The organism is Streptomyces sp. NBC_00287, assembly GCF_036173105.1.
In the GTDB taxonomy this organism is placed as follows: Bacteria; Actinomycetota; Actinomycetes; order Streptomycetales; family Streptomycetaceae; genus Streptomyces.
Genome location: NZ_CP108053.1, coordinates 5,861,798 through 5,881,848, shown reverse-complemented (window position 1 = coordinate 5,881,848; position 20,051 = coordinate 5,861,798). Strand labels below are relative to the sequence as shown.

Here is a 20,051-nt window from a genome sequence, read left to right as displayed (position 1 = left end):
GTTCCGCTGCCGAGCACCCTCCTAACCTTTTGCAGGTGCCAAAGCTTTCCGTGATCGTGCCGTTCTACAACGTGCAGCAATACGCCCCCGACACCCTCAGAAGCCTCCGCGCGAACGCCCGGCGCGACTTCGAGTTCATCCTGGTGGACGATTTTTCGAAGGATGAAACTCCCGCCATTCTCGAACGCGCTGCCGAACAACTCTCGGATGTCGCACACGTGCGTTACATCCGTCACGAAGTGAACGGAGGACTCGCCACCGCCCGAAACACCGGTCTGGACGCGGCGACCGGCGAGTACCTCACCTTCCTCGACGGCGACGACTGGCTCGCGCCCGGCTACTTCGCCGAACTGGTCGGCGCCATCGAGGAGCTGGGCTGCGACTTCATCCGCACGGACCATGTCCAGGCCAACGCCCGCGGCCGGTCCGTGCACCGGGTACCCCACGGCCGCCGGGGCGAGGTCCTCGACCCGCGCGCGGCGATCCTGCCCGCCGACCGGACGACCTCCGTCGACTACGCCTACGCCTGGGCCGGCGCCTACCACCGGCGGCTGCTGGACAAGGGGCTGCTGCACTTCACCGACGGACTGCGCACGGCCGAGGACCGGCCGTGGATCTGGAAGCTGCACCGCGAGGCGGAGTCGTTCGCCGTGGTGGGTCTGCTCGGCGTCTTCTACCGACGTGGTGTTGCCGGTTCACTCACCCAGATCGGTGACGTCCGTCAACTCGACTTCATCCGTGCCTTCGATCAGGTCATCGAGGAAACGGCGGCCGATCCCGAGGCGGCCCAGCTGCTGCCCAAGGCGGTGCGCACCTACTGTGCGATCATCGCCCATCACCTCTCGGACGAGTCCAAGTGGGAACCGGCCGTGGCCAAGCAGCTGCGGGCGATGAGCGCGGCGGCCATAAAGCGGATGCCGCAGGACGCGCTCGGTGATGTGCTCGAAACCATGGACCTGCGCCGGGCCAGCAAGCTGCGCCGGCTGCGGCGCCGGGCCACCACTGCGAAGGCGGCCGCGTGATGTCCCGTAAGACCACCCAGATCTTCTGCGTCTCCACGCTCTACGGCGCCGCCACCCTGGCCGCCGCGCTGGACTCGGAGTGCTTCGCCGAGGCGGACCGCCGGCTGCTGCTGGTGTTCAACAACTCCGCGTGCCCGGAGACCACTCCGGCCGTCGACGAGATGCCCGGGTTTGCACCGCTGCGTGACCACTTCGACGGTGTGATCTCGTTCAACGAGGCCATCAGCCCCTTCCACCCGGGCGCCTGGTCACCGCGCATGGACGACATCCCGCTGTTCGAGCGGTACTTGCGGCTGCTGTGGGGCCTGGGCGACGACCAGGTGGAGATCGTCCTGGAGTCCATCCAGGTCAACCCGGCCCTCGCCCTCGCCCAGATCTTCACCGGCGCCCCCCTGCACGTCTACGCCGACGGCCTGATGAGCTACGGCCCCACGCGCAACAAGCTCGACCCGCTGGTCGGCACCCGCGTCCGGCGCCTGCTCCACCTGGACCTGGTGCCCGGCCTCACGCCGATGTTGCTCACCGAGTTCGAGGTGCCGGCCGAGGTCGTGCCGACCGAGGCGTTCCTGAAGGTGATGGGCGAGCTCGCCGGTGCCGTAGAGGAGTTGCCGGTCCTCCCGGACAACTGCGCACTGCTGCTCGGCCAGTATCTGTCCGCGCTGAACATCCTCACGCCGGAGGGCGAGGAGGAGCTGCATGTACGGATGATGCGCGGGGCGGTGGAGCGCGGGCACCGTTCGATCGTGTTCAAGCCGCACCCCACGGCGCCGGCCCGCTACAGCCGCGCCCTGGAGGCCGAGGCCGAGAAGCTGGGCGTCGAGCTCACCGTGCTGGACACGCCCGTGCTCGCCGAGGTGCTGTTCGAGAAGTCCCGCCCCGGACTGGTCGTCGGCTGCTTCTCGACCGCGCTGTTCACGGCGTCCGCCTTCTACGACCTCCCGGTCGCCCGCATCGGCACCGAGCCGCTGCTGGACCGGCTGACCCCGTACCAGAACAGCAACCGCATCCCCGCGGTGCTGGCGGACGCGGTCCTTCCGGACCTGGAGAACCGCGAGGGCGAGCAGACCGTGCCGACCGAGACCCTGGGCGCGCTGGTCACCGCCATAGGGTTCACCATGCAGCCGCAGATCTATCCGAGCCTGCGTCCGGCTGCCGAGCGCTACCTCTCCGAGCACTTCAAGCCGCGCACCCAGCGCTATTTCAAGCGCAAGCGGCTCACCTCGCTGGGCCTGCCCGGCGGTATCCCGGAGCGACTGTCGTTCCTGCCGCGCAATTCCACCGCGCGCCGGGTGGTGCGGCGGGCCAAGGCGCTGAAGAAGGCGGTGCGCCGGTAGGCCAATACCCGGTGAACTGCCGGGAACTGCCGAGGAAACGGTGGCACACCGTCGGATTAAACCGATGAATACATGGTGTGGGCGGCGTTCGAATCCCTAGGATCACGGAACGCCGCCCCATCCGACTCCGTGAGGCACTCATGACGAACCTCGGCCGGCTGTACCCCATGCTCGACGGCGTAAAGCTGCCGGACGACATTCCCTATTCCCAGGTCAGCTCCTGGGAGCTGCGTTTCCTCTACCTCCTGGGCCGCCATCGCCTCGCCGGCGAGGACCGGCTCGTGGAGCTGGGTTCGGGCGGCGGCGGGTCCACGTACGCGCTCGCGCTCGGGTTGCGCGACAGCCCCGTGTTCGACGAGAAGACGGGACGGCTGCACGCGTACGACTTCTTCCACGTCGGCAAGGGCACCTTCGCCACGGAGAAGTTCTTCTCGGCCGGCTCCAAGCCCGCGGACGGCGACACCTCGTTCCTGGACGACTTCACCGAGCGGCTCGAGCCGTTTCTGCCGTTCCTGGAGATCCACGCCGGTGACATCTGGCAGACCTCGGACCCGGACGACACCAGCCCGATCGAGTTTCTGCACATCGACATCGCCAAGACGGCCCGGGTCTTCCGCTGTGTCTCCGAGCGGTTCCTGACCCGGCTGCGGCCCGGCTCCGTCGTACTGCACCAGGACTTCGCCGGGCCCCGGCTGCCGTGGCTGCACTACAGCACGGGCGCGCTGCTGCCGTACATCGAGATAGCCGGGCCGCCGATCCGCTCCACGCTGGCCTTCGAGGTGACCAAGCCGATCCCCGAGGACGTGCTGAAGAGGATCTCCGAGGACGCCTTCACCCTCGACGAGAAGCTGAAGCTGATCTCGGCCGTGCAGGACCGCATCGACCGCGACCACACCGGCGGAATCCCCTTCAAGTCGGTGCTGGAGCTGGCGAAGGCGTACGTCGCCCACTACGACGGGCGGCACAAGCAGGCCTGGTCGATCGCGCGGAAGCTGACGGACGACGAGTACCTCAGCCGGACCCGGGCCGATCACTTCAAGCAGCTGAAGACGGCGTACGAGAAGGACGGCGGGGGCGCCGACAAGGGCGGCTCGCTGTTGACCAAGCTGGCCAAGAGGCTCGTACGACGGTGAAGTGCGGGTGAGCCCCCGCTTGTTCAAGTGGGGGCTCACCCTTTTGCTCAACCGCCCAGGATGATCCTCAGGTCCGCGGCGTTCGCCTCGGTGATCTTCCACAGTTCCTGCTGACGGCCGTGGACATCGGCGACGGTCGCCTGGTGGTCACGGAGCAGGTCCTTCGAGCGCTCCACCAGACGGGCGGCCAGGTGGCGGTCGTGGACGGAGACACCCCACTCGGGGCGCTCGATGTCGCGCAGGAAGTACGCCATCTTCGGGTGCGAGATCAGGCTGATGATCGGGGTGCCGCAGCCGAACGGGATCATGCCCGCGTGGCCGCGCATACCGATGACCAGCTTGGTGCGCGCGTACAGATCGCGGATCTCGTCGTTCTCGAAGTCGTACATCGGGATGACGGGCAGCGAGATGCCGTGCTCGCGGCGGAGATCGAAGGCGATCTTCTCGTCGTCGAGCGAGTGCGCCACGCACTGCACCTCGGCCAGCTCGCCCAAGTCCCGTACCGCCTGGGCCATCTGGGCCAGGAAGTAGCTGTAGTCGTGGCCGAAGCGCAGGCCCGCGCGGTCGTAGGCGGCGTTGATGAGGATGGTGTCCTCGCGGCTCGCCGGGTCCTGCCAGCCGGGCACGAGCTGACGCGTCACCGTCGTCGGGCAGGGCTGGAAGCGCACCTTGTCGTGCAGGTGGGCCGGGAGCATGGCCCGTACCTTCTCGATCGAGCCATGGTTGCGCAGCCCGAAGAAGGCGGACTTCTCCACCAGCAGACGCAGCGACTCCCGGAACCGGCCGGCGCGGTAGGACTGGCCGTCGAAGGCGTTGAAGCCCACGGCGTAGACCGCGATCGGGACGTCGATACGGCGCATCAAGTCGTCCGGGACGTTCCACTGCCAGGCGCTGTTGCCGTTGGGCATGGTGTCCGGGATGAACAGGCCGCCACCGCCGATGACCAGTCCGCGCCGGGCGTTGACGCGCTCCAGGGCCGCCTCGTCGAACAGCCGGTGGGCGTGCACGGAGTGCCAGCGGCGGGAGGTGGTGTCGGGGCCGAAGGCGCTGCGCACACTCTCCGGGAGGAGCTTGTCGCCCGCGTTGCCCTGGCGGTCCATGTAGAAGGCGACATGCGCCAACTGGTCCTCGGGGGAGCCCTGTTCCTGGGCCGGGACGGAGGCCGCGCGCTGCGCCCACAGCCGGCTGGAGCGGTGGGTGATGTCGACGGACATGCCTGACGTGGCGAACTGCAGCGCCGAGGCGTTGTCGCCGTGCACCCAGGCCATCTGGGCGAGCCGGGCGTAGGCGGTGGCGGCCCGGTTGGGGGCGGCCGTCGCCAGCAGGAGCTGCGCCTTGGCCTCGTCGTAGCGCGAGACGCTCATCAGGGCGTGGCCGAGGACCTCGTGCGGCCAGGCCTCGTCGAGCGGGATGCGGACGCTCTCCAGGATGTCGACGGCGTCCTGGTAGTTGCCGGTCGCTATGTGCGCGGCGGCCACCTTGCGGGCGGTCTCGACATCGCCGGTGCGGGCGACGTGCGGGGTGCCGTAGTGCACGATCAGGTCGTGGTGCAGGCCGCCCGGCTTGGCGAGGTACTCGGCGTGGAAGTCGGCGTCCGACAGCTCGAACTCACGCCACTTCTCCTCGGCCAGGCTGTACCCGGACTCACCGCCCTGCCATGGCTTGTGACGGCCGGTGAAGTGCAGGATCGCGGTGTCCTCGGGGACCGGGAGGTCGCCGGAGAGGCGCCGCTTGACGAAGTTGTAGCGCGGGTCCAGGCGGATGAAGTCGCCGTCGAGGACGGCGTTGAGGATGCCCTGGTCGTGCTTGTCGAGTTCGTAGTCGCCGCTGCGCCCGGTGGCGTCCAGCTTGGCGCAGAACTCCTCGCTCAGGTACTCGCGCTGGATGACCAGCAGACCGGAGTTGAGCTTGTGCTGCCCGTAGAAGAACTGCGACACGGCCGCCAGGCCCTCGCGCAGCTTCAGCAGCTCGCTCAGGTCACCGAGGACGACCATGTCGGTGTCGAGCGTGATGACGGTGTCGTACTCACGCATCCGGAAGACATCGAGGATGAAGTACGCCTTGCGGACCAGGTAGTTGTCCTGGTCGCCCTTCTTGTACGCGTCGTAGTGCGTGTCGTTGACGCGGCGCAGCACGATGCGCGGGTGCAGGGCGCGGATCCTGGCGATCGACGCGGGGCGCAGATCGTCGTAGAGGACGACGAAGTCCTCGCACACGGTCGGGTTGGACAGGGCGAGGCTGCGCAGCAGGACGAGGAAGCCGGGGAGGTAGTTCTCGTCGACGTAGGAGGCGAACGCGATGCGCCGCTTGCCGGTGAGGGCCGTGGCGTCGGTGACGGGAGCCTGTGTCGCAGACAGGGTGGTCGTGGTCATCGCAGGGATATCCTCATGTCCGTCACGCTCTGGGCCCGGTCCATGACCCATGCCTTCTCGCTGGTGTATTCGTGCACGGAGGTGATGGCGAGCTTCATCGCTTCCTGCACGCGGTAGGCGCCGCTCTCGTAGAAGTCGAAGCCGATCAGGTCGAGCTTCGGGCTGACGTCCAGGAAGTCCAGCAGATACAGCATGTTGAAGCCGGTGGTCGGGATGCCCGACCAGACGTCGGTGGAGAGCTTGCCGATGTTCCGCACGGGCCAGCGCAGCGACTCGTCGCCGAGGTGGGTCTGGGCGCCGGGCACCAGGCGGTTGCGCAGCGACCACTTCCAGTCGCCGGAGACTCCGCCGAAGACAAGCCGGGTGTCGACCTGCTTCTCCCAGTTGAAGCCGTGCTTGTGGATCGTCGCGTGGATGTCGGTACGGCTGCCGGTGTGCTTCGGGTCGATCTTGAAGGAGTTGAAGCGCACCACAAGGTCGTACGCGTCGATCTCGGCGCCCATCGAACTGGCGCCCACCCGACCGGAGTTGGCGATCAGGCAGATCGACTTGCCGGCGATCCGGTTGCGGAACTCGCCGAGGCTGATCCACTGCACGCCGCCGATGGTCGGGTCGGCGACCGGGCCGCGCATCCGGCTGCGGCGCTGCTCGGCGTAGAGCTCGAGGACCTCGGTGAGGGCGGTGACATCGGTGTCGACGGCGATACGCAGGTCCAGGTACTGGCTGAGCAGTTCCTGACGGTCCGTCGCCGGGGCGTCGTCCAGGGCCAGCAGCGCACCGACCAGACGGGGTTCGGCGGCGGCCCAGTCGCCGACGGCGTGCGCGGCGAGGCCCTCGGCCCAGATCGCGGTGGCGTCGCCGCGGGTGAACTCTTCGGCGCGCGGGCACTGTCGGCGCAGCAGGGCGAACAGGTCACGCTCCCGCTCGCTCGCCGTGCGCAGGCCCGCGATGCGGGCGCGGACGCCGAAGCCGTCGTCGTCGGTGAGCCCGAGGTACTTCTCGTACGCGTCCAGCGCCTCGGCGTCCTCGCCGAGCGTCTCCATCAGACGGGCGCGCAGCCGCCAGCCGGCGCGGGAGTTCTTGCGCTGGGCGAGCACCGTGTCGCTGATCACCAGAGCGAGGTTCAGCTCGTCGTCGTAGCCGCACTTGAGTGCCTGGTTGGCGACGGCGAGCAGCGCGTCGAGCAGTTCGTTGCCGATACCCGCGGCGGGGGTCGCGGCGCCCTTCACGGCGCGCTTGAGCAGCGCGGTCGCGCCGGTCGCCGGGGCGGGTGCGGGGGCGGAGGGGGTGGTTCCCCATACGACGAGCAGCTTTCTGAGCTGCTCGGCGAGTTCGATGCGCCGGCGGTCGATGCTGCCGACGACTTTGCCGCTGTGCACCGCGCAGGCACGCAAACAGTCGTCCAGCTCCCCTCCACGCGCACGTGCCCGTCTGTTCTGGACCCTCGTCATGGCACTCCTGGTATTCGCCAAGCCAATGCTGTGTTTGCCGCGGTTTGCCGGCGGGTGGGGGGATCTTGAAACCGTTTGATTATCCGTGGGGGGATGCTGAGAAAAATTAGGAAGGCAAAACGACTTTCAGGTGAACTCATAGGTACTACAGGGCTAATCGTTGGCAGGTCACCCAAGACATCCCTGTGATTCGGACTAATGTCCCTAGCTCCACCCTCCAGAACACCTGCCAAGGGGATTTTCTGTGACCAGCATGACCGTCCGAACGGTGATCGAGCCGCCCCGGAGGGCGGAACGAACAGCACCGAGGGAGACCCGACTACGGGCCCTGGACGGACTGCGGCTGGTCGCAGCGCTGATGGTGGCCGCGTACCACTACGGCGGCCGGGGCGGCGAGGTCACCAGGGCCTGGGGCAGCTCGCCGACCATCCAGTTCCCCACGCTCCACGAGTACTTCGCCTACGGCTGTCTCGGCGTCCAGGTGTTCTTCGTCATCAGCGGGTTCGTGATCTGCATGAGCGGCTGGGGACGGCCGCTGAAGTCCTTCTTCGCCTCCCGCGCCTCCCGGCTGCTGCCCGCCTACTGGGTGGCGGTCCTGCTGGTGACGGCGGTGTTCGCGCTGCCGATGGTCGCCTACAAGGCGGTCTCGCCGAGCGACGCGCTGGTCAATATGACGATGCTTCAGCAGCCGCTGGGCGTCGACCGGGTGCTCGGGGTCTGCTGGACGCTGTGGGCGGAGGTCCGCTTCTACGCCCTGTTCGCGCTGTGCGTCGTACTCCCCGGGGCCACCCGGCAGCGCGTGATCATGTTCTGCGCGGGCTGGACGCTCGCGGCGGTCATCGCCGAGGCCGCGAACGAACCGCTGCTCGACCTGGTCCTGATGCCCGAGTACGCGCCCTTCTTCATCGGCGGTGTCGGCCTCTACCTCGTCCACCGCAACCGCCGGGACACCTACGCGTGGGGCATCGTCGGGGTCAGCTGGCTGATCGGGCAGCACTACGCGGTGCAGAACCTGTGGCGCGCCCCCAGCGCGGACGCCTTCGCCAACCGCACCTCGTTCGGGATCATGCTCGTCGTCACCCTCGGCTTCCTGGCCGTCGCGGCCATCGCGCTCGGCTGGCTGAACTGGGCGAACTGGCGCTGGCTGACCGTGGCCGGGGCTCTGACGTACCCCTTCTACCTGGTGCACGAGCACCTGGGCTGGGTGGTCATCGAGACCCTGCACCAGCATCTGTATCTGTCCTCGTGGGCGACCTTCACCCTGACGATCGGCTCGATGCTGCTGCTGGCCTGGCTGCTGAATCGTTACGTCGAGAAGCCGCTGACCCCACGACTCCGGACGGCCCTCGCCAAGATGCGCTGAGCGCGGGGCGCGGCAAGACTGCTGAGCAGCCGTTGTTCACCGGACGTTCAGCCCGGTGACGGATTGCCCGGACCTCAGTGAGCAGGCGCGTCGCATGGCCAACGCACAGCAGATTCCCGTACTCCCCGGCGAGCTCGGCGATGTGCCGGGCTGGTTCCCCGCACTCGACCAGACGCTGTTCACCTGGTTCCTGCAGCGACAGGAGGCCCTCGACCAGAAGGGCGACCTGCTGGAACTGGGCGCCTATATGGGCAAGAGCGCCATTCTGCTGGGCCGGCATCTGCGGCCCGGCGAGACCTTCACGGTCTGTGACCTCTTCGAGAACGACGCGCCGGACGGGGCGAACCAGGCGGAGACCTCGAAGTCGTACGCCTCGCTCACACGGCAGGCCTTCGAGCGGAACTATCTCGCCTTCCACGACGCGCTTCCGCGGGTGATCCAGGGGCCCAGCTCGGTGATCACGCAGGAGGTCTCGCCGGGGACCTGCCGGTTCGTCCATATCGACGCCTCGCACCTGTACGAGCATGTGTACGACGACATCGGCGCGGCGCAGGATCTGCTGGTGCCGGAGGGCATCGTCGTCCTCGACGACTTCCGGTCCGAGCACACCCCGGGGGTTTCGGTCGCCGCGTGGGAGGCGGTGCTGAACCGGGGGCTGCGGCCGGTGTGTCTGAGCACGCAGAAGCTGTACGGGACGTGGGGGGAACCGGGTCCTGTCCAGGAGGAGCTGCTGGGGATGTTGCGGGCGCGGGAGGACTGTGGGCTGAGCGTGCAGGAGGCTGCGGGGCATCAGCTGGTGCGGGTGAAGGGGCGGGGGATGAAGGCGCCGGCGTTTCCTCGGTCTCGGCATTACGTGGAGCCGGTGGAGGTGGCTGTGCCTGTGGCGCCTGTGCGGAGGCGGTCGCGGTCCCGGCGGCTGGCTGTGGATCTGCTGCCGCCGGTTGTCACTCGGGCGGTGCGGCAGGTGCGCAAGGCGCGGGCCGGTGGGGGCCTGTCGCGCCCACGCGGCGGAGCCGCACACTGATACAGCCCCGCCCTCCTGGGGGCGCTCAGGAGCCCGCGAGCGACAGCTTCACCGCGAAGCCGAGGAACAGCGCCCCCGCCGCCGAAGTAGCCCCCGCCGACAGGCGCTTGCGTCGGCGGAAGGCCGCCGCCAGCTTCGTACCGCTGAATATCAGGGCACTCAGGTACAGGAAGCTCGCGAGCTGCGCGAAGGCGCCGAGCACCACGAACGACAGCGCGGGATAGGCGTACCCCGGATCGACGAACTGCACGAAGAAGGCGACGAAGAACAGGATCGCCTTGGGGTTGAGCAGACTGACGACGAAGGCCCGGCGGAAGGGCCGCTCATCGGAAGCCGCACCGGACGCGTCCGCGACGCTCGGCTCCCGCCGCGCCCGCCACATCCCCCAGGCCGCCCGCAGCATCCCGACGGCCAGCCAGGTCAGATATCCGGCCCCGGCGTACTTCACGATGCCGAACAGGACGGCGTTGGCCTGGAGCAGGGAGGCGACTCCCGCCGCCGAGAGGGTCATCAGCACCGTGTCCCCGCACCACACGCCCGCCGCGGCCGTGTACCCCGCGCGCACGCCCCTACGGGCGGCCACGGACAGCACGTACAGCGAGTTGGGGCCGGGCAGCAGGACGATCAGGATCAGGCCTGCCAGATAGGTGGGGAGATCGATGACGCCGAACATGGAAAGGAGTGTCGCACGGGGGTACGACACTCCGATCCTGAGTTTCAGCGGACGAGACGGCCCGGATCAGAAGGCGTCGCTCGGGATGTACGTCCCCCAGATCTCCCGCAGCGCGTTGCACACCTCGCCGACCGTCGCCCGGGCCCGCAGCGCGTCCTTCATCGGGTAGAGGACGTTGTCCTCGCCCTCCGCCGCCTTCTTCAGGGCGTCGAGAGCCGCGTCCACCGCCTCCTGGTCGCGCTCGGCCCGGAGCTTCGCGAGCCGCTCCCACTGCTGGGCCTCGATCGCCGGGTCCACCCGGAGGGGCTCGTACGGCTCCTCCTCGTCGAGCTTGAAGCGGTTGACGCCCACGACCACCCGCTCGCCCGAGTCCGTCTCCTGGGCGATGCGGTACGCGCTGCGCTCGATCTCGTTCTTCTGGAAGCCGTGTTCGATGGCCGTGACCGCGCCGCCGAGGTCCTCGACCTTCCGCATCAGCTCCAGCGCCGCCTCCTCCACCTCGTCCGTCATCTTCTCGATGACGTAGGAGCCCGCGAAGGGGTCGACGGTCGCCGTGACATCGGTCTCGTACGCCAGCACCTGCTGGGTGCGCAGGGCCAGGCGCGCGCTCTTGTCCGTCGGGAGGGCGATGGCCTCGTCGAAGGAGTTCGTGTGCAGCGACTGGGTGCCGCCCAGCACCGCGGCCAGGCCCTGGACCGCCACCCGGACCAGGTTCACCTCGGGCTGCTGGGCCGTGAGCTGGACGCCGGCCGTCTGCGTGTGGAAGCGCAGCATCAGGGACTTGGGGTTCTTGGCACCGAACTCGTCCCGCATCACCCGGGCCCAGATGCGGCGCGCGGCACGGAACTTGGCGACCTCTTCGAGGATCGTCGTACGGGCCACGAAGAAGAAGGACAGACGGGGCGCGAAGTCGTCGACGTCCATGCCCGCCGCGACCGCCGTACGGACGTACTCGATGCCGTCCGCCAGCGTGAACGCGATCTCCTGCGCGGGCGAGGCTCCCGCCTCCGCCATGTGGTAGCCGGAGATCGAGATCGTGTTCCACTTCGGGATCTCGGCCTTGCAGTACTTGAAGATGTCCGCGATCAGGCGCAGGGAGGGCTTGGGCGGGAAGATGTACGTCCCGCGCGCGATGTACTCCTTCAGCACGTCGTTCTGGATCGTGCCGGTCAGCTTGTCCGCGCTGACGCCCTGCTCCTCGGCGACGAGTTGGTACAGCAGGAGCAGCAGTGCGGCGGGCGCGTTGATCGTCATCGACGTGGAGACCTTGTCCAGCGGGATGCCGCCGAACAGCACCCGCATGTCGTCGACCGAGTCGATGGCGACGCCGACCTTGCCGACCTCGCCGTGCGCGATCGGCGCGTCGGAGTCGTGGCCCATCTGGGTGGGCAGGTCGAAGGCGACCGACAGACCCATCGTGCCGTTGGCGATCAGCTGCTTGTAGCGGGCGTTGGACTCGGTCGCCGTACCGAAGCCGGCGTACTGGCGCATGGTCCAGGGACGGCCGGTGTACATCGACGGGTACACGCCGCGGGTGAAGGGGTACGACCCCGGTTCGCCCAGCTTTTCGGCCGCGTCCCAGCCCGCCAGGTCATCCGGTCCATAGACCGGTTCGATGGGCAGTCCGGACTCCGACTCGCGCGCCATGGTGTGTTGCCTCCCGCCGAGCAGTTCGCTCGCTGCTTACTCACTGGTACAGACCGACCCTTCGACGGACTGTAGCCGCGGGGCGCGCGCCCGGAGGAGAGGACACCGCTGGGACCTTGCTCACAGCCGCGATGCGGCCCCGGTCACAACAATGCCTCTCCGTTCGCAACCAGTCATCCGCGGGGAACATCTCAGAGGACATCAGCGGCATTGGGGGGCCTGATGAGGAGCACGAGGAGAACGGCCGGCGCGCTCGCCCTGGCCACGGCGCTCGCGGTCGTGTGCGGCGGCTGCACGGTACAGGCGGCCGACGGCAAGGGGCAGTCTCCGGTCCGCGTCGAACTGCCGAGCAGATCGCCTTCCAGTACGGCGCCCGATACGCCGTCCAGGACGCCGGCCGACTCCAAGCCCGAGCCGCCCGAGGTCCTGTGGTCCCGCGGTGACACCGGGCGGGACGTCCGTGAGCTCCAGGCCCGGCTGCGTCAGGTCGCCTGGCTCTTCGACGGGCCGACGGGGACGTACGACGATCTCACCGAGCAGGCGGTCAAGGGGTTCCAGGGCAAGCGCGGGCTGCCGAAGACCGGGAAGACGGACGCCGTCACCTGGAAGCGGCTGCTGAAGATGACCCGGGAGCCGGGGCAGTGGGATCTGTATCTGATGGGCGGGCAGCCCGCCGCCGAGCCCGATCCGCGCTGTCTGACCGGCCGGGTGCTGTGCATCGACAAGACGAGCCGCACCCTGCGCTGGATGATCGACGGCCGGACGCTCTCCACGGTGTCGGTGCGCTTCGGCTCGCAGTACACGCCGACGCGCGAGGGCGTCTTCCAGGTCTACTGGAAGTCCCGGCACCACCACTCCACGCTGTACGACTCGCCGATGCCGTACGCGATGTTCTTCAGCGGGGGCCAGGCCGTGCACTACTCGTCCGACTTCGCGGCCACGGGGTACGCCGGTGCCTCGCACGGCTGTGTCAACGTACGGGACGAGGGGGCGATCGCGGAGCTGTTCGCGCAGGTGAGGAACGGCGACAAGGTCGTCGTCTCCTGGTAGCTGTGGGGCGCGGGCGGGACCGGGGGAACGTGTCCCGCCCGCGCCGTGTGCACGAGCCGTAGGTACGGGGGGAACCCCGGCTCCGTGCGACGGCCGATGACCAGTCGGCTCACTGAATACTGCGCCGGGACCGGCGAAAACGTCACACCCTGCGCGAAAAAAGTTCGACGCTCTACGAAATCGCAGGTCAGCGAGCGTGTCGCAGTGTGTCCGGGACAACCGGGGCGACCGGGGCCGCGGACTCGGTCAGGCTCGGCAGCAGGGGCAGCGCGGAGGACGTCGTGTCGAGGGCCCCGTCGGTGTGGTGATCATTGCCGCCCCGGCCCTCGTCGTCGCCGTCGCCGTACCGGCCGCTCTCGTCGTCCTCGCCCTGGTCCTTCTCGCTGTCTTTCCCTTTGTCCTTGCTCTCGCCCTTGCCGAAGTCGCCGAGCAGGCCCGCGCAGTACGTCTCCACGCGCTTGTGGCCGCCCGCCGCGCCCTCCAGGGCCCGTCTGGCGTCGTCCACCAGGCGCTTGCCGTCGCGCATGTCGCGGCAGGCCGAGGTGACATTGCCGTTCCACCAGCCGCCGGCGGGGTCCCCGTGCTCGGGGGTGGCGTCCGGCGTCTCGCGCGAGGCGTCCGGGACGGGTGCGGTGGACTCGCTGTCGGGTACGGACTCGCCCTCCACGGCGTCGTCCGGCGACGGCGACACCAGCGGGCGCTTGGGCGGTACGGCCGCCGAGACCGAGGCGGCGGGCTCCGGTTCGCCGCCGTCGAAGGGCGTGGGCAGGACTCCGGTTCCGGCCGCGACCGCGACCCCGCCGACCATGCCGACGGCCAGCGCGGCGGCAAGACCGAGGCGCACCGGGCGCACCCAGCGGGGGCGTCGGTCGCCGCGCGGGGGCGTGCCGAGGCGGACGAGTCCGGCGTCGGAGGAGTGCGGGCGGGAGCGGTGGCCGAGGGTCGCGGGGGCGTCGGCGCGCTCGGTGCGGGCGGCGCGGAAGGCGGCCAGCGCGGCGTCCTCGCCGGGGAGTTCGGCGCTGATCGGCGGGGGTTCGACGGTCAGGGCCTCAAGCGTCTTGGCGAGGCGTTCGGCCTGCTCCCGGTCGGCCGCGTCGACAGCTTCCAGTGGCTCCCCGCTCAGTAGACGTTCCGCCGTCTTCGGGTCCAGCCACCTGTACTGCTCGTCGGCCATCACACATCCTTCTGCGTCCGCGCACGCGTATGCGTCACACTGCCGGACGTCACCGCGCGGTCGCGCGGTTCTCTCTGGGGTGGCAGGCCGTCGAGGACGCCGGCCGATTCCGGATCGTGCTCCGGACGGTCGCCGAGCAGTTCGGCAAGGCGTTTGAGACCCCGGTGCGCCGCCGTGCGGACCGCGCCCGGGCGCTTGCCCAGCGTCTCCGCGGCGGTCTTCGCGTCGAGGCCCACGACCACGCGCAGGACGACGGCTTCGGCCTGGTCCTGCGGCAGCCGGGCGATCAGGGAGAGGGTGCTGTCGGTGGCCAGGGCCTCGATGGCCTCGCCCGCGGTGTCGGACTCGGCGGCCCGGCCGGTCAGTTCCGTCTCGTCGCCGCCTATCGCGGGGCGGCGGCCGCGCATACGTATGTGGTCCAGCGCGCGGTTGCGGGCGATCCGGGCGGCCCAGCCGCGGAAGCGGTCCGCGTCCCCGCTGAAGCGATCCAGGTCACGCGCTATCTGCAGCCAGGACTCCGACGCCACGTCCTCGGCGTCCGGGTCGCCGACCAGCGTCCGTACGTATCCGAGCAGCCGCGGGTGCACCGAGCGGTACACAGTCCGGAACGCGGTCTCGTCCCCGTCCTGTGCCGCAAGCACCGCGGCAGTCAGCTCCGCGTCGTCCCCCAGCACTCGGTACCTCGGTAGATGGTCGGTTGTTGGCCCCGGCACGGCGGCCCGCCCCGTGCGGCGCGAAAGGCACGTTACGACCTGAAACCGCTGCTCGTCCATGTCCGCACAAGGAGCGACGGGCTGGTGACGGCACGGGGTGTGACAGAAACCGCACTCTTGGCGCTGTAGGAAGTACGGGCCGCCGCGCGGCCCGTGCCGCGCGACGGCCGGGGCCTCTCCTGTGGGGGGTGGCGGCCCCGGCCGTTGCTTTGGCAGGGACCTACGAGCGCCTTTGGCAGGGACCTACGCGTCCGACTCCCGTGCTCGCGGGGTCAGTTCTTCTTGTCGGCCTTGCCCTTGGTCTTGCCGGTGCCGCTGTTGTTGCTCTCGCCCGTGCCGCTCTTGCTCTCGCCCGTGCCTTTGCCCTTGTCGGCGGGCGCGAGCCGCTGCGCGCAGTACGCGGCGACCTTGTCCTCGCCGCCCGCGGCCTCGATGAGCCGCTGCCAGGCCGTCGACTCCAGCGCGCTGCCGTTGCCCGCCACCTTGTCGTAGGCACGGCACTTGGCCTCGGTGTCCTTGGCGGTGGCCGGACGGTCGTGGGGCGCGGTGGCCGCAGCGGACGGGGTGTCGTCCACCGAGGGCGTGGGCGTGGGCCTGCCCCGGTCGTCGGAGGTGTCCGAGGAGGAGCCCGTCGTACCGATCGCGGCGAAGGCCACCCCGCCGAGGGTGAGGCTCGCGGCGAACAGCGAGAGCGTGGCGCGCAGGGAGCGTGCGGTACGGCGCCGCGTCCGGGGCCGCCAGTCGTCCCGGCGTCGGGTGCGGGCCCGGTGCGCGCCCGCTTCCCGGGCGGCCCGGAACGCGTCCAGGGCCCGCCGCTCGCCGTCGGCGTCGACATCGGCGGGGCGCATGGCGGCGGCGAGCAGGGCTTCCAGGTCGGGCGTGGGGCCGTCGGGGTGGGCGTGCCGACGGGCGGCGGGGCCGCCGCCGTTCAGCTGTTCACCCATGTCCGTTTCCATTCCTGTCCGACCTGTCCCGACTTGCTCGAGTTGTCCGCGCCGGAAGCGTGGCGCTCCCCCCGTCCTACGCCGGCGCTTCCCTCTCCGTTCATTTCGACTCCCCCAGCGTGCGGGGGCCGTCATCCGTCACACCTTCCACGCCGAGCTGGTTCGCCAGACGCTTCAGACCCCGGTACGCGGCGGTGCGTACCGCGCCGGGGCGCTTGCCGAGGACCCGGGCCGCCGCCGGGCCGTCGAGACCCACGACCACCCGCAGCAGCACGGCCTCGGCCTGGTCGCGTGGCAGCCCGCGGACCAGTTCCAGGGCGTACTCGGTGGAGATCGACTCCAGCGCCTGGTCGTGCGTGCTGTGCGGGCCCGGCAGATCGAGTACGTCCTGCTCGGTCGCCGTCGACCGGGGCCGTACCCGCTGTCTGCGCAGATGGTCCAGCGCCCGATGCCGGGCGATGGTCGCGCTCCAGCCGCGGAAGCCCGCCCCGTCGCCCTTGAACCGGCCGAGGTCGCGGGCGATCTCCAGCCAGGCGTCGGAGGCCACGTCCTCGGCGTCGTCGCCGACGATGCCGCGCAGATAGCCGAGGAGTCCGGGCTGCACGATCCGGTAGGCGACCGCGAAGGCCGCCTCGTCACCCTCCTGCGCCCGCGCGACGGCCGCGCCCAGCTCCCCGTCGTACGCGTGCCCGCGACGGGGTTCCGCTCCCTGGCCCAAGTACTGTCCTCGTCCTACGAGTTCACGGCGGACCCGTCCCGCACGGCACGGCTCCGCCCTTTGCCGCCCCCCACGGTCAACAGCGCCGGGCTTCACAGAAGTGTCACAGCAACCGCTGTCACCCCACTCGTCTCATGCCACGGCCCGCCGGACCCGGCCGTGCAGCGTCAGATAGAAGGTCTGCAGGGAATCCTCGGGACCACCCGCCTCGAAGCGGTTGTGGACCTTGCCGAGCGGGTTCCAGACCCGGCCGTCCGGCATCCGTACGCCGACCGGCTGGCCGAAGTAGGCCCGCTCGTGGTCGTCGAAGTCGACCCACACGGCGCCCGCCCGGCGCACCAGCACCTCACCGACGTACGCGCCGAGCCCGAAGAGCGTCTCGTGGGCGCGTTCCCGGTCGGCGCCGCCCTTGCGCAGGCCGTCGATCAGGAAGTCGACGACCCGCAGGCTGGCCACGGAGTAGTCGAGCGGCAGCCGGTTCCGGGCGGTGACACGGGCGACGAAAGCCGCCGTCTGCCCGCGCATCCCGCTCGCGCGCGGCACTCGCTCGTCCACCTGGTCCATCGGCCCCACCCCTCCGGTCGATCCGCGGGGGAGGCTTACGCCTCCCCCACAGAATCAAGCGGATTTCGTCACGCGGGCATCACGGGTTACGGCTGTGCTCATTCGCACACAGAAAAGTCACAGAGCCGTACAACCTTTTGGCCGGGTGATGTTTGGACCGGACCCAACGCTGAGAGGAGAGCGCGCCTGTTACAGGTGTGGCGTTCGTGTCCAATATCTAGGGGTGGGGTAGTTGAGTCCTCGTAGGACCCATGCGTACAAGCCGCTCAGTCTCAAACGGCGGGCCTGGCTCACCGTCGGGGCGGTCGTCCTCAGTGGGGCGGGGGTCGTCACATATGCGATGGCGGACCAGTCCACGCCGTCCGACGACAAGGCGGGCGAGCGCGAGCCGTCCGTGCACACGCTGAAGCTCGAGAACGAGGGCGCGGGCCGCAAGGGCCTGGACAGGCAGGGCACGGATCGCTTCAGCGCGGTCGTGGTGACCTGGGACGACCCGGAGGCGAAGACCAAGGGCACGCCCGAGGTACGCACCCGGGACGTCGAGACCGGCGAGTGGTCGGGCTGGCGGAAGCTGGTCCTGGAGCCGAGCCAGGCCGACGGCGCGGAGGCCGAACGGGCCGCCCTGCGCGGCGGTACGGAGTCGGTGTGGACCGGTGAGTCGGACGGCGTCGAGGTGCGGGTCGTGAACGCCGACGGCACCGAGGTCGGCGGGCAGCCGGCCGGTATGGACGTCAAGTTGCTGGATCCGGGGACGGATCCGGAGAGCGGGATGGAGCCGGCGGCCTTCGCGGCCGAGACGAGCCCGCCCGCGGCCACTCCCACGGAGACCACCTCGCCTACGGCCACTCCCACGGAGACCACCTCCCCGACGGCCACCGCCTCGACCTCCCCGACGCCGACGCCGACGCCGACCCCCACGGTCCCCGCCCCCCGGCCCTCCACGGTCGTCAAGCCCCCGATCATCACGCAGGCCGAGTGGGGCGCGTCGACGGAGTACAACGGCACGCCGAGCTACGGCACCGACATCAAGGCCGCCGTCATCCACCACACCGGCGTCGACAGCGACAACACGCTGTCCTGCGCCGAGTCCGCGGCCCGGATGCGCACGATCCAGCAGGCGCACTTCGCCCAGGACTACTTCGACGTCGGCTACAACTTCGTCGTCGACAAGTGCGGCCAGATCTTCGAGGGCCGCAGCGGCGGTATGGACCTGCCGGTGACCGGTGCGCACGACGCCGGTTTCAACACCGACACGCTCGGCATCTCCTACATCGGCAACTTCGAGTCGGCCAAGCCGTCCAAGGCCGCCCTCGACGCCATCGCCCGGGTCGTGGCCTGGAAGTTCGGCATGTACGGCATCGACCCGACCGGCAAGGTCGCGCTGACCTCGCGCGCGCCGCTGAACTACAGCGGCAACAAGGTCGCGGAGGGCCAGCAGATCACGCTGCCGCGGGTGTTCGGGCACAAGGACACCAACGCCACGGCCTGCCCCGGCCTCAACCTCTACCCGAAGCTCGGGAGCATCGCCTCGCTGGCCAAGACTCCGGGTATCTCGCACGCCCTGGCCACCACCGACTTCAACCGCGACGGCGTCAGCGACCTGGTCGCCGGCACCCCGAAGGCGAACCGCGTCACCGTGGTCCCGGGCGGGATCGACGGTCCTGTCACGGCGTCGAGGATCGGCTTCACCCAGAACAGCGCCGGTGTCCCCGGCACCTCCGAGACCGGTGACTCCTTCGGTGCCGCGACCGCCTGGGGCGATGTCAACGGCGACGGTCACGCCGACCTCGCGATCGGCTCGCCGGGCGAGGACGACACCAGTGGCAACACCGACCGCGGCCAGGTCACGGTGATGTACGGCCCGGCCCTGAACACCGGTTTCTCGTACACCACGACCGGCGTCACCGCGGCCGGCGCCAAGCTCGGTTCGGCCGTCACCGTCGGCGACTTCAACGGCGACGGCAAGGCGGACGTCTTCTCGGCCGGCACCGGCAAGGGCGGCACCTACAACGTCCGCCTGACCGGCGGCTCGACGGCCTACGGCACCCTCACCACCGCCACCGGCGCGATCGCCTACCTGGACGCCACGACCGGCGACTTCAACCGGGACGGCTACTCCGACGTCGCCCTCAACTACCGCGACAGCGGCGGCATCGGCCGCGTGGTCCGCTTCGCGGGCTCGGCGACCGGTCTGACCAAGGCCGGGGTGCTGTCGGTCAAGGGCGGCCGCTCCATAGCCACCGGTGACTTCAACGGCAACGGCTACGACGACATCGTCATCGGCCAGCCGGTCGCCTCGGAGTCGGGCGCGATCTCGGGCGGCCAGATCACCATGCTGTTCGGCACCTCGACCGGCTTCACCACCACCGGCATGAAGGTCATCCACCAGGACACCTCGGGCGTCCCCGGCGGCAACGAGTCCGGCGACTCCTTCGGCATCTCCGTCTCGGCCGGCGACTTCAACGCCGACGGCTACGCCGACGCCCTGACCGGCGCCCGCGGCGAGGACCTCACCCGCAGCGGCGTCAGCTACGCCAACGCGGGCACCGTGGTCCTCGTCAAGGGCGGCTCGGCCGGTCTGACCGGCTCCGGCTCGCTGGCGGTCTCGCAGGACACCACGAGCGTCCCCGGCACCGCGGAGGCGGGCGACCTGTTCGGTACGTCGGTGTCGCTGACCGACCTGTCCGGCTACGGCCGTGCCGACCTCACCATCGGCGCCGACGGCGAGGACGGCACGGACGGCATCCTGCTGCACATCCCGAGCAACAGCACGGGCCTCGGCTACGGCGACTCGCTCATCTACAGCAAGACCACGCTCGGTACGCCGACCGACGGCGGCCTCGGGGCCGTACTGGCGCCGTAAGGGCAG

Annotated in this window: 16 protein-coding genes; 7 read left to right on the top strand and 9 right to left on the bottom strand. The window is 69.7% G+C overall.

Annotated features, from left to right (window positions below; genetic code table 11):
* The first annotated feature begins 35 nt into the window (after positions 1-35).
* The 3 genes from OHT76_RS26925 (at position 36) to OHT76_RS26915 (ending at position 3,489) form a co-directional block, all read left to right on the top strand.
* The gene (locus OHT76_RS26925) at positions 36-1,022 is read left to right on the top strand and encodes a glycosyltransferase family 2 protein (RefSeq protein ID WP_328873425.1); all 987 of its coding nucleotides are present in this window, start codon (positions 36-38) and stop codon (positions 1,020-1,022) included.
* Positions 1,022-2,356: an alpha-2,8-polysialyltransferase family protein gene (locus tag OHT76_RS26920; protein WP_328873424.1), complete on the top strand. Its 1,335-nt coding sequence runs from the start codon at positions 1,022-1,024 to the stop codon at positions 2,354-2,356. The genes OHT76_RS26925 and OHT76_RS26920 overlap by 1 nt, the downstream gene beginning before the upstream one ends.
* Before the next feature lie 140 nt (positions 2,357-2,496).
* Complete coding sequence (locus OHT76_RS26915) at positions 2,497-3,489, top strand: class I SAM-dependent methyltransferase (protein WP_328873423.1); 993 nt, start codon at positions 2,497-2,499, stop codon at positions 3,487-3,489.
* A 47-nt stretch (positions 3,490-3,536) separates the two neighbouring features.
* Here OHT76_RS26915 and OHT76_RS26910 read toward each other — a convergent pair whose 3' ends face one another.
* A complete protein-coding gene (locus tag OHT76_RS26910; RefSeq protein WP_328873422.1) occupies positions 3,537-5,861 on the bottom strand; it encodes a glycosyltransferase in 2,325 nt (774 codons plus the stop codon).
* Complete coding sequence (locus OHT76_RS26905) at positions 5,858-7,312, bottom strand: glycosyltransferase family 29 protein (RefSeq protein ID WP_328873421.1); 1,455 nt, start codon at positions 7,310-7,312, stop codon at positions 5,858-5,860. The genes OHT76_RS26910 and OHT76_RS26905 overlap by 4 nt, the downstream gene beginning before the upstream one ends.
* Positions 7,313-7,565: 253 nt before the next feature.
* On the opposite strand from OHT76_RS26905, the gene OHT76_RS26900 reads away from it, so the two are divergent.
* Complete coding sequence (locus tag OHT76_RS26900) at positions 7,566-8,675, top strand: acyltransferase family protein (protein ID WP_328873420.1); 1,110 nt, start codon at positions 7,566-7,568, stop codon at positions 8,673-8,675.
* A 94-nt stretch (positions 8,676-8,769) separates the two neighbouring features.
* Positions 8,770-9,699 (top strand): class I SAM-dependent methyltransferase, encoded by a 930-nt coding sequence (locus OHT76_RS26895; RefSeq protein ID WP_328873419.1) that lies wholly within the window; start codon positions 8,770-8,772, stop codon positions 9,697-9,699.
* Positions 9,700-9,724: 25 nt separating this feature from the next.
* Here the strand turns inward: OHT76_RS26895 and leuE are convergent, their stop codons facing one another.
* Together leuE and OHT76_RS26885 are read right to left on the bottom strand one after the other, a co-directional pair.
* Positions 9,725-10,372, bottom strand: coding sequence for a leucine efflux protein LeuE (leuE, locus tag OHT76_RS26890; protein ID WP_328873418.1), 648 nt, complete (start codon positions 10,370-10,372; stop codon positions 9,725-9,727).
* Positions 10,373-10,438: 66 nt separating this feature from the next.
* Positions 10,439-12,019: an acyl-CoA mutase large subunit family protein gene (locus OHT76_RS26885; protein WP_328873417.1), complete on the bottom strand. Its 1,581-nt coding sequence runs from the start codon at positions 12,017-12,019 to the stop codon at positions 10,439-10,441.
* Between the two features lie 222 nt (positions 12,020-12,241).
* Between OHT76_RS26885 and OHT76_RS26880 the strand changes: the two genes are divergently transcribed.
* Positions 12,242-13,069 (top strand): L,D-transpeptidase family protein, encoded by an 828-nt coding sequence (locus OHT76_RS26880; protein WP_328873416.1) that lies wholly within the window; start codon positions 12,242-12,244, stop codon positions 13,067-13,069.
* Positions 13,070-13,256: 187 nt separating this feature from the next.
* Here the strand turns inward: OHT76_RS26880 and OHT76_RS26875 are convergent, their stop codons facing one another.
* From OHT76_RS26875 to OHT76_RS26855, 5 genes are all read right to left on the bottom strand, one after another.
* Entirely contained in the window at positions 13,257-14,243 is a 987-nt protein-coding gene (locus tag OHT76_RS26875; protein WP_328873415.1) for a hypothetical protein, read from the bottom strand.
* The gene (locus tag OHT76_RS26870) at positions 14,243-14,917 is read right to left on the bottom strand and encodes an RNA polymerase sigma factor (protein WP_328873414.1); all 675 of its coding nucleotides are present in this window, start codon (positions 14,915-14,917) and stop codon (positions 14,243-14,245) included. The genes OHT76_RS26875 and OHT76_RS26870 overlap by 1 nt, the downstream gene beginning before the upstream one ends.
* A gap of 311 nt (positions 14,918-15,228) precedes the next feature.
* Complete coding sequence (locus tag OHT76_RS26865) at positions 15,229-15,900, bottom strand: hypothetical protein (RefSeq protein ID WP_328873413.1); 672 nt, start codon at positions 15,898-15,900, stop codon at positions 15,229-15,231.
* A 100-nt stretch (positions 15,901-16,000) separates the two neighbouring features.
* Positions 16,001-16,618, bottom strand: coding sequence for an RNA polymerase sigma factor (locus OHT76_RS26860; RefSeq protein WP_328873412.1), 618 nt, complete (start codon positions 16,616-16,618; stop codon positions 16,001-16,003).
* 132 nt (positions 16,619-16,750) lie between these two features.
* Entirely contained in the window at positions 16,751-17,182 is a 432-nt protein-coding gene (locus OHT76_RS26855) for a hypothetical protein (RefSeq protein WP_328873411.1), read from the bottom strand.
* Between the two features lie 232 nt (positions 17,183-17,414).
* Between OHT76_RS26855 and OHT76_RS26850 the strand changes: the two genes are divergently transcribed.
* A complete protein-coding gene (locus OHT76_RS26850) occupies positions 17,415-20,045 on the top strand; it encodes an FG-GAP-like repeat-containing protein (protein WP_328873410.1) in 2,631 nt (876 codons plus the stop codon).
* The last annotated feature ends 6 nt before the right edge of the window (positions 20,046-20,051 follow it).

Bases quoted from the DNA above. Each gene is read 5' to 3' on its own strand.
- OHT76_RS26910 (WP_328873422.1), bottom strand. From the start codon at position 5,861: ATGACCACGACCACCCTGTCTGCGACACAGGCTCCCGTCACCGACGCC.
- OHT76_RS26895 (WP_328873419.1), top strand. From the start codon at position 8,770: ATGGCCAACGCACAGCAGATTCCCGTACTCCCCGGCGAGCTCGGCGAT.
- OHT76_RS26915 (WP_328873423.1), top strand. From the start codon at position 2,497: ATGACGAACCTCGGCCGGCTGTACCCCATGCTCGACGGCGTAAAGCTG.
- OHT76_RS26880 (WP_328873416.1), top strand. From the start codon at position 12,242: ATGAGGAGCACGAGGAGAACGGCCGGCGCGCTCGCCCTGGCCACGGCG.
- OHT76_RS26905 (WP_328873421.1), bottom strand. From the start codon at position 7,312: ATGACGAGGGTCCAGAACAGACGGGCACGTGCGCGTGGAGGGGAGCTG.
- OHT76_RS26865 (WP_328873413.1), bottom strand. From the start codon at position 15,900: ATGGGTGAACAGCTGAACGGCGGCGGCCCCGCCGCCCGTCGGCACGCC.
- OHT76_RS26920 (WP_328873424.1), top strand. From the start codon at position 1,022: ATGTCCCGTAAGACCACCCAGATCTTCTGCGTCTCCACGCTCTACGGC.
- OHT76_RS26900 (WP_328873420.1), top strand. From the start codon at position 7,566: ATGACCGTCCGAACGGTGATCGAGCCGCCCCGGAGGGCGGAACGAACA.
- OHT76_RS26885 (WP_328873417.1), bottom strand. From the start codon at position 12,019: ATGGCGCGCGAGTCGGAGTCCGGACTGCCCATCGAACCGGTCTATGGA.
- OHT76_RS26855 (WP_328873411.1), bottom strand. From the start codon at position 17,182: ATGGACCAGGTGGACGAGCGAGTGCCGCGCGCGAGCGGGATGCGCGGG.
- OHT76_RS26875 (WP_328873415.1), bottom strand. From the start codon at position 14,243: ATGGCCGACGAGCAGTACAGGTGGCTGGACCCGAAGACGGCGGAACGT.
- leuE (WP_328873418.1), bottom strand. From the start codon at position 10,372: ATGTTCGGCGTCATCGATCTCCCCACCTATCTGGCAGGCCTGATCCTG.